The sequence below is a fragment of the Waterburya sp. genome, from assembly GCF_058530065.1.
Genome location: NZ_JBZNBU010000335.1, coordinates 1 through 9,848, shown reverse-complemented (window position 1 = coordinate 9,848; position 9,848 = coordinate 1). Strand labels below are relative to the sequence as shown.

General features: G+C 39.5%; 8 protein-coding genes. 6 read left to right on the top strand and 2 right to left on the bottom strand.

The window, feature by feature from the left end:
- From AC33VI_RS20030 to pstA, 3 genes are all read left to right on the top strand, one after another.
- A partial coding sequence (locus AC33VI_RS20030; protein WP_491784025.1) for a DUF302 domain-containing protein occupies positions 1-489 on the top strand: 489 nt, incomplete at its 5' end.
- Positions 490-798: 309 nt separating this feature from the next.
- Complete coding sequence (gene pstC / locus AC33VI_RS20025) at positions 799-1,695, top strand: phosphate ABC transporter permease subunit PstC (protein WP_491784024.1); 897 nt, start codon at positions 799-801, stop codon at positions 1,693-1,695.
- A gap of 30 nt (positions 1,696-1,725) precedes the next feature.
- Positions 1,726-2,643 carry a phosphate ABC transporter permease PstA gene (gene pstA / locus AC33VI_RS20020; protein ID WP_491784023.1) on the top strand — a complete coding sequence of 306 codons (918 nt, stop codon included), beginning with the start codon at positions 1,726-1,728 and terminating at the stop codon, positions 2,641-2,643.
- 300 nt (positions 2,644-2,943) lie between these two features.
- On the opposite strand, the gene AC33VI_RS20015 is transcribed toward pstA, so the two are convergent.
- Positions 2,944-3,156 (bottom strand): Hfq-related RNA-binding protein, encoded by a 213-nt coding sequence (locus tag AC33VI_RS20015; protein WP_491784022.1) that lies wholly within the window; start codon positions 3,154-3,156, stop codon positions 2,944-2,946.
- Positions 3,157-3,193: 37 nt separating this feature from the next.
- Between AC33VI_RS20015 and dapF the strand changes: the two genes are divergently transcribed.
- From dapF to mltA, 3 genes are all read left to right on the top strand, one after another.
- Positions 3,194-4,033, top strand: coding sequence for a diaminopimelate epimerase (dapF, locus tag AC33VI_RS20010; RefSeq protein WP_491784021.1), 840 nt, complete (start codon positions 3,194-3,196; stop codon positions 4,031-4,033).
- Positions 4,034-5,088: 1,055 nt separating this feature from the next.
- The gene (locus AC33VI_RS20005) at positions 5,089-6,783 is read left to right on the top strand and encodes a metallophosphoesterase family protein (RefSeq protein ID WP_491784026.1); all 1,695 of its coding nucleotides are present in this window, start codon (positions 5,089-5,091) and stop codon (positions 6,781-6,783) included.
- A gap of 81 nt (positions 6,784-6,864) precedes the next feature.
- Positions 6,865-8,106, top strand: coding sequence for a murein transglycosylase A (mltA, locus tag AC33VI_RS20000; protein WP_491784020.1), 1,242 nt, complete (start codon positions 6,865-6,867; stop codon positions 8,104-8,106).
- 419 nt (positions 8,107-8,525) lie between these two features.
- Here mltA and AC33VI_RS19995 read toward each other — a convergent pair whose 3' ends face one another.
- On the bottom strand, positions 8,526-9,665 hold the full coding sequence (locus AC33VI_RS19995) for a malectin domain-containing carbohydrate-binding protein (protein WP_491784019.1): 1,140 nt from the start codon (positions 9,663-9,665) through the stop codon (positions 8,526-8,528).
- Between the last annotated feature and the right edge of the window lie 183 nt (positions 9,666-9,848).

Sequence of the window (9,848 nt, the reverse complement as noted above, 5' to 3'; positions counted from 1 at the left end):
CCAATTTTGGCGGTTGCTGTGGCTTCTTTCGGTTTAAAAACTGTCAAACATCGACTTAAAATATCTATGCCAGCTTTAGCAGGCAATCGGATTCTGGAAAATAGGGGTTTGGTGACTATCCCTAGTTCCTATAGCGTTGAGGAAACGGGCGATCGCTTGGAAGCAATTATTACGGAAAAAGGTCTGACTTTATTTGCGCGGATCGACCATAGCAATAACGCTCAAAATGCGGGATTAGAACTAAATCCGACGGAACTATTTATTGTAGGCAATCCCAAAGTAGGTACTCCTTTGATGCAATGTTCCATCACTACGGCGATCGATCTGCCCCAAAAAATTCTAGTCTATCAAGACAAAAGCGATCGCACCCAAGTTGTCTACAATCAACCTGCCTATCTTCAACAACGTCACCAGATAGAAGATTGCGATGAAATATTAACTAAAATCAATACTGTCTTAACTACTATTACTGAAGCTGCAACTAAATAGCTTTCAAGAAACAAATTATTCTGCGGAGGCTGGAAAAGGGGCATTGGTGAGTAATGAGTAATGAATAATGAGTAATGAATAATGAGTAATGAATAATGAGTAATGAGTAATAAGTACAGTAAATGTCAGTAAATAATTGGTATCGATCTCTAGATGTTTGATAACGTTCGCTTTACCCGATCTTAATCGTCGTGAGGTAAATAATTACTAGTAACTAAGCTCAGACTTTTAGAGTTAGCCATCAATAAATACAGTTTCAGGGTATTTTAAAAACAAACATTGTAGCGACAGAAATTTAAAGTTAAAAATATGAACAATAGTTATAATGCGAGGATCGAATCTCGTCCTGGTATTGAAAGGGTTTTAGATAGTAGTTTTTATTGGGCGGCAAAAATCTTTGCTTTTGCGATCGCAGGGGTTTTAGTCTGGATTACGATTCAGGTAGCTTTCAAAGCTATGCCCGCTATTCAAGAGTTTGGTTTGGGTTTTATCTCCACAAGTAGTTGGAATCCCGTTGATAGTGAATATGGAGTTTGGCCAGCAATTTACGGCACTTTAGTCAGTTCGTTTATTGCTCTGGCAATTTCTGTACCCATTGGTTTGGGGGTAGCAATCTTTTTGAGCGAAGATTATTTAGCTCCCGCAGTACAAAGGATTATTGTCTTTCTCGTAGAGCTTTTAGCAGCCGTTCCCAGTGTAGTTTACGGTTTGTGGGGCATTTTTGTTCTCATTCCTTTCCTTAAGAGTTTTACTCCCCTCAGAGGACCAGGAATGTTGCCTGCTGCATTAATTTTATCGGTGATGATTCTACCGACGATCGCAGCAATTTCTCGCGATGCTATTACCAATGTCGATTCGGGTTTGCGTCAAGCTGCGGTAGGTTTGGGGGCAACTCGTTGGGAAGCTATTTTAAAGATTATTTTGCCCGCAGCTTCTTCAGGGATTATTGGTGGCATTATGCTGGCTTTAGGTCGTGCTTTAGGAGAAACAATGGCAGTAACTATGCTGATTGGTAATTCCAATAGAGTCGATCTTTCGGTTTTTCAACCCTCCAATACCGTTTCTTCCCTATTAGCCAATCAATTTGCCGAAGCTAGTGGCTTACAAGTGGCAGCTTTGATGTATGCAGCTTTAATTCTGTTTTTCATTACTTTAGTAGTAAATGTTTTGGCACAGTTACTCGTCACCAGACTGCAAAAGATTTAAGACCTTCTTTAACCTATCGATTTCAAACTAATGACTACTAAGACTACTAATATTAATCAAAAATCTGACTTTGAAGTTGTCAGCCTAAAACGCAATATTAAATCCCCTCGAACTCTGTTTGGCTTGTTTATGAGTGGTATTGCGGGTTTATTTACCTTGCTAGCAGTTATCCCTCTATTTATTATTCTGACTTACTTACTCACTAAAGGCATTAGTTCTCTTTCTCCTGCCGTCTTTTCCGAATTACCTCCTCCTCCTCTAGTTGAAGGGGGTGGTTTTGGTAATGCCATTTTAGGTACGGTAATTATGGTGGGCATCGGTGCGTTGATTAGCGTTCCCATTGGAGTAATGGCAGCCATTTATCTTTCAGAGTTTAATGAGGGCAAAGCTTCACAATGGATTCGCTTCGCAACTAATGTCTTGAGTGGCGTACCGTCAATTATTGTGGGGGTATTTGCCTACAGCGCAGTTGTCTTGACTAATTTTATTATTCCCAAAGGATATTCTGCTTGGGCTGGTGGTTTCGCCTTGTCAATTTTGATGTTGCCGATTATCGTTCGTACCACCGACGAATCCTTAAAACTCGTTCCTCAAGAAGTACGTCAAGCTTCAGTGGGGATTGGAGCAAATCAATATCAAACCGTTTTACAAGTTGTTTTACCTGCTGCCTTACCCGCAATTATTACTGGGGTAACTCTTTCTGTAGCTCGTGCTGCGGGAGAAACTGCTCCGCTATTATTTACCGCCCTATTTACTCAATATTGGCCTAATTGGGATAATGGTTTGAACGAGCCTACCGCTTCTTTAGCCGTATTAGTTTATAATTTTGCGATCGTCCCTTTTAAAAATCAGCAGGATTTGGCTTGGGGGGCAGCATTTATCCTAGTGCTTTTGGTGTTAATGACTAGCATCATTTCTCGTTTGGCTACCGCCAAAAGAACCTATTAACTAATTTAGCTACTAACATATCTATCAAAACTAGCAAAAGCGATTGTCTTGAATGTCAAATTCAGTTTGTCAATTCAGGCGATCGCTTTCCGTTTAACCTTCGGTTAGTTATTAGTTATTAGTTATTAGTTTCTGGGTCTAAGTCCTCTCTAATAATCTTAGTGGTTCAAATCTACTAATTAATTGAACTAAAAACTAACTACTAACTACTAAAAACTCTTTTAATTAGCTTGAGTAAATTAATCTTGGAGACTTGTCGAACTCACACAACAAGAAAAAAGAAAAATAGTTAAACCTTTCTTAAGCTTTGGGTTTTAGATAAACTAGAGCTTGTCGCCAGATCGTAATGGGTTGGTTGTTACTATCTGCTATGCAGAAACAGTTAACATCCTGCCAAAGAATTGTACCAGCGATCGCATCGCCAGTAACTAGCTTCAATTCTACTTCTTGCTTATTTTTAATATATTTTTGAAGTTGTATGATGCTGGGCAACGATGTATTAAATTCAGACATTTTTTCAGTTCTTGTATTTTTTTAAGGAAAATCAAAGATGGTAATCGAGTTTAGCAAATACCAGGGATTAGGCAATGATTTTATTCTGATCGACAATCGTCATGGAGTCGAACCAATAATCACTCCCGAACAAGCCATCGCCATGTGCGATCGCCATTTTGGTATTGGTGCGGATGGTGTCATCTTCGCCCTACCAGGACAAGAAGATACGGAATACACCATGAGAATCTACAATTCCGATGGTTCGGAACCCGAAATGTGTGGTAACGGTATTCGTTGCTTGGCAAAGTTTATCGCCGATTTAGAAGGAAATACAGAAGCCAATAAATCTTATCGCATTCATACTTTAGCAGGGGTAATTATTCCCCAATTAGAAAGTAATGAAGAAATAACAGTAGATATGGGCGAACCCCAACTAATCGCCGCTCAAATCCCTACTACCTTGGCTTCTGAAGACGATAAAGCGATCGCTCGATCCTTAGAGGTAGGCGATCGCACTTGGTCAGTAACCGCTGTAAGTATGGGCAATCCCCACTGCATTACCTTTGTTGAAGATAGCGATGCGATCGATTTAACTCACATTGGTCCTTTATTTGAAAATCATCCTGTATTTCCCCAGCGTACAAACACGGAATTTATTCAAGTAGTCCAGCCAGACTATATCAAAATGCGAGTTTGGGAAAGAGGCGCGGGAATTACTCTTGCTTGCGGCACTGGTGCTTGTGCTTCGGTAGTGGCAGGAGTTTTAAATAATAAATGCGATCGCTCCTGTACGGTGGAATTACCAGGGGGTTGTTTGAAAATTAATTGGTCGGCAACAGACAATCGAGTTTATATGACTGGTCCTGCAACGGAAGTATTTAAAGGAAAATATTAGTTTTTATCTCTGAACGATCGAGGACTGAATTAATAGATAAACCCTTTAATTTCAGTTATTTTTACTATCTGAAAAAATAACTTAGAAAGTATGAATTGTTTATTATTGAAGCAGGTACTTATTTTGAGGTCAATTAGGTGGGAATAGCTTTGATTCTTGCATCTTTAAAGTTATTCCATTGTTTGAGTTTTAATCCTCATAACGGGCTACGCCCAGTTATTAGTTATTAGTTAGGGACGTTTCATGAAACGTCAGTACTAGTTATTAGTTCCAATCAGATATAGTCTTCAACTATACCTGATTGAAGACGACTCAAGGAGTCGGAGTCTTGAACGAGATCGCGTTTCTAGTAGCTAGACAAAACTAAAAACTAAAAACTAAAAACTAGAAACTAAAAGATAAAATCGGCTTAAATAATATCAAAAAAAAGCCCTATCCCTTGAATAGTAAGGGATAGGATTCCTAAAGAAGGATACCACAAAACACACATATTTCATAATTCATAGGCGAGCTAAATACAGATAAAATACTTTGCTATCAATGTTTTCTGGGAAAGCTTTACTATATCTCTATCTTATAACCTAGTAGAATTACCTTTTTCTTATTAACTATTATAAACATTTTTAGTTGAAAATATCTAGGTGTTTTATTTCTACTTCATCAAATCCTTAAAAAACAATTGCTGTGATGCTTGACCAATCTCTATTACAGCTATGGATTAAAGATTGAAAAACATTATTTTTTAATAGTTAATTTAGTTTCGGTTATTTGTTCTACTTTTTAGGTAATGATTGCCACATAAGATTTACAGCGATTAACAATTAAATTTTCTCTAGTAATCTAAAATCGTGGAATAAATTTTTAACCGTAATTTATCACTGTGATATTTTTCTCTTAACTCTATGAAGATGCTTTATGTTTTAAATTCAGTAGAAGCGTAAAATATTGCCTCTAAAGACTTGGGAGATAAATTTATAAACTTAATGAAAATCAGTAAACTAGTATTGGCAACCATTGCAGTTATTTTACCGATCGCAATTAATAACTATTTACCCATGACTTTGGCAGCAGAACACCAATTAATAGCTTCAACTCCAATTTCATTACTCAGCGATCCTTTTCTACAATTACCAACGGCAAACACAACGAATGTCGTTTGGTTCACTGAATTTGAGGGAGATCGACATTGGGTCGAATATGGATTGCAACTAGAGCAACGAGCGATCGCTACCACTACCAAACTAAGTCGAGTCAGAGAAGATGAAGAATCTCAAATCAATAATCCTCCCAGCACGACTATTTCTCGCAATATTTGGCGACACGAAGCCAAAGTAACTGGTTTAACTCGCGATCGCACTATCCCTTATCGAGTTAACAGTATGAGAGAGGAACAAACAATTTCTAGTAATAATTTTACTCTTACCCCCAATCCTAGCCCCAATAAACCGCTAAAAATCTTACTTACTTCTGACCATCAATTGATGCCGATGACTGCTGCCAATTTAACTAAGGTAGTAGAAACAGTAGATAAGATTGATGGGGTATTTCTACCAGGGGATCTAGTTAATATTCCAGATCGGGCTTCAGAATGGTTTGACGATCTTGGAGGAGGAGCTTTTTTTCCCAATTTACAAGGAAAAGGACATTATGAATTAGACAAGAATGGTTTTAAAACGGTTTATCAAGGTGGCGAAATAATCCAACACGCTCCTTTATTTACAGCAGTGGGCAATCACGAAGTAATGGGACAAATGTCTCAGCCAACTCTCAACCAAGAATTTAAACATCCTATTCCCCAAAATGCCGTAGCCGAATTTTATGCTCGACAAGCCCAAGAAATTAATCCCCAACAAGACTCTCAATTAAAACAAGACTGGATTAAAAATAATTCTTTTAATACCGATACTTATGAAGAAATTTTTAGCCTGCCCCAAAGCGATCGAGGAGGGAAAAAGTATTATGCTACTACCTTTGGCAATATCAGATTAATTTCTTTGTATGTTACCAATATTTGGCGCAGCCCCAATCTGGCAGCGGAAGATATGGGACGTTATAAAGAAAGCCATTTAGATTTGGACAAGCCCGAAACTTGGGGTTACGGACAGCATATATTTGAACCGATCAAAAAAGGTAGCCCACAATATCAATGGTTAGAAAAAGAGCTAGCCAGCCCAGAATATCAAGAAGCTAAATATAAAATAGTCATGCTGCACCATCCACCCCATACTTTAGGCGGTAATATCGTTCCCGCTTTTACCGATCCTCAGCCCAAGCCCTATTATCGCGATGGTAAGTTGAATGCTCTTTATTATGACTATCCCATTGAAAATGATTATATTGTTCGCGATCTAATTCCCCTTTTGGAATCTGCTGGCGTGCAGTTAGTTTATTACGGACATTCTCACTTGTGGAATAGATTTCAAAGCAATTCGGGAATGCACTTTTTAGAATCTTCTAATGTGGGTAATAGCTACGGCGCCCATCTAGGGGAAGACCGAAGACCAATTCCCACCTATAGCCCAGAAAACTATTATGCTACGGGCAATCCCAATGGTTTAGAACCGATAGTCCCCAATATTGCTCCACTCATGGATGCTGAGGGCAATGCCATACCTTATATTGCTAGTAATGACATCACGGTATTTAGTATTTTTGATACTGCTACGGGCAAAATTAGCAGCTATCGCTACGATACTCGCCAGCCCAATTCTGATGCGATTAAATTTGACGAGTTTCAATTAGGGAGCTAATTAACAATGATTAACTACTTATCCGTTTACTTTTCTTTGGGTGAGCTATCCTGGGAAAGTCGATCGTAAAACTATGCTGCAATGATGAGATCCCTTTCTGGTTTTTGTTTGGGTTTGACTGTTGTTACCACAATATCTTGGGCGCACGTGAGTAAGGCTCAGACATTGCGACAAGTATCGCCAGAAAAAATTAAATATGTCGGTTTAGACGATAAATTGGGCAATGGTCAAAGCGATCGCCACAAATGTGCGGTATATTTTAAGAGTTCCAGTTGTTCTAACCCAACCACCAACAAGAAAGACATTCCTGCTTGGAATGAAACTCAACGTCAAGCTTTAATCGAAGCGATCGACCATAGTCTTTATTATCTCAGCACTCCCAAAGCAGCCCGTAGCTATCGCAAATATGCCCAAACTAAATTTAATTTAGAACATACCAGGCGATCGCTTTTACGATTTAAAGAGTTATTGTTAACTAGCAATTCTCCTCAAGCTTTGGAAAAGGCAGTTAAAGAAGAATTTGTTTTCTATCAATCAATCGGTAAAGATAAACGGGGCAAAGTAGAATTTACAGGCTATTTTGAACCAACCTATAAAGCCAGTCGAGTCCGCACCTCAGAATATTCTTATCCCCTCTATCGCCAACCTGCTAATTTTTCTCGTTGGTCGCCTCCCCATCCCACTCGCGCTCAATTGGAAGGAAAAGACGGTTTAGCCAGGGGAAAAAGTCTTTTAAAGGGTCAGGAATTAGTTTGGTTGCGCGATCGCTTGGAAGCTTATTTAGTACAAGTACAAGGCTCTGCCAGACTGCAAATGACTGATGGGACGACTATGACTGTCGGTTATAACGGCACTACTAACTATGCCTACGTCAGTCTGGGGGGAGAACTAGTCAAAGATGGCGTATTTCCCAAAGACGAGCTAACTTTGCCCAAATTATTAGAATACTTCGAGAAACATCCCCAAAAACTAGACCAATATATTCCCCGTAACAATCGCTTTATCTTCTTTCGGGAAACCAATGGTAAACCCCCAACGGGAAATCTAGGCGTTCCAGTAACGGGCGATCGCTCTATTGCTACAGATAAGTCTTTAATGCCACCTGGGGCATTGGCTTTAATTGTTGCCCCCATTCCTGAAGTCACAGAGACAGGGGAAATCGACATTAGAGTAGCCAGTCGCTATGTTTTAGACCAAGATACGGGTAGTGCTATCAAAGGGGCGGGAAGAGTCGATATTTTTCTGGGTAGTGGTGAAATAGCAGGAGAAAGAGCGGGAAGACTAAATGGTAGCGGTAATTTATTTTATTTATTACTTAAATAATCGTCTTTCTCCTATTATTTATCGTATTTTATGCCTTGTGCTTGAAGTTGTAAGGCGCGATCGCGCTTTCTCAGGCGCTGTTCAAAAACGGGGGATTTTTGGTAACAAACGCAGGTGAAAATAAGCCAAGTTTTGACTTCGCTTAAGAGACTGTTTGTAAACAAAAGATAAAAGCTAGGAATGACGGGGAGACGGGGTGACGGGGAGACTGGGGGAAAGTATTCCTGATTTATTCAAAGAGTGCGATCTTTGCGATCCACTCTTTAAAACAAAGGTAGGGCGCATCCATTATTGTTATTTAATATTTCTTTTACAAACAGTCTCTAAAACTAAATTTTCAGGCTCGTTGAAAAAGCTCAAATCTTATACGAATAAACGTCATTTAATTCCCAAGATTAAGCCCTATTTATCGTTGAAGTTTAGAGCTCAAACACATAAAAAACTGCTTCACCTTCATTCTCTAAAGAGAAATGGGATAAATTATTCTGAATATAATTCAATTCGTTTTGGTCAATCGTGTAAAGGTGAGAACCCGTATTGGTATTCAGCAATCTAAACACGGGGGTCGTGTCTATTCCTTCTGGTTGAGATTCAAAAGCATGATATTTAATTCCCTCAGAATAGTAGTTGGATAAATTTTCTTCAATAAAAGCTTTTTCAACTTCATCGGTAGTGTAAAAATGAGAACCCGTATCGGTATTGAAGAAACGATAAACTGCCTCAACTCCTTCCAAAGTTTCTCCAGTTAAAGCATCTCTATTATCGGCTAAGACCTGAAATTTTTCGCTTTCATATTGATAAGCTAACTCTCCTGTTTCGCTTTTTTCTCGAACATAATCAATTTCAACATCATCAGTAGTATAAAAATGAAACCCTTTCTCGAATTGATAAAAACGGTGTACTTTGTCAGTAATATAGCGGTTCATATCCGAACCCCCCGTTGGTGCAGAGTCGCCGAGTGCGACGATTTCGATAGCTTTGATGGCTGGGTTCTGCACACTGGGAATAAATTCAATATCGAGCACACCATCAGCACTAACGGTTGCAACAGTAGTACGACCCGAGCCGATGTTACCTGCACTGCCAACGTCGGCGAAAAAATCTATGTCGTCAAATTCTGGCGATATTACCCCTTCGACCGCGACATCAAATACACGCTTACCGTCTGCATCGATGTCGCCAAAAATTTCGGCGAAGTAGAGCCGGACTTCAACCTGGTCGCCTGGTTGTAGGCCGTGATCGGCCGCCACATTAAACTGCCATAGCATATTTGGAGTTTCAGGAGGGCCAAATCGCTCCGTGTTGAATACCGCCAGGGGAGTACTCGCTGGCACACCGATCGCGCTCTCAACATCGCCAGGATATGAGGTTTCTTGGAAATTGTTATAAGTCTGACTGCCAGTGCTGACGAGATAGGGGCTATTGCCAGAAACACCAGAAGTGTTGATATCGGCAGTCCAGTCTAGCCCACCGTCAGTCGCCTCGACCAATGATCCACCCGCGTTGATGCGATAAAGCACATCTTCGGGATTAGGAGGTTGAATTGGCGTAGTGTTCATAGTTAATCTGTCTTTATACCGATTGATATATAGCCTCATGAAAGGATTCTTTAAACATAACTATTTAATTCCTTATTGCCCTCAGTAAAAGTAAGTGTAAACTTCAACGATAAATAAATAGGCTCTTGCACGCTTTTGGTGAAACCGAGAATCGGCGATCGCTCTATCTAGAAAATATACATG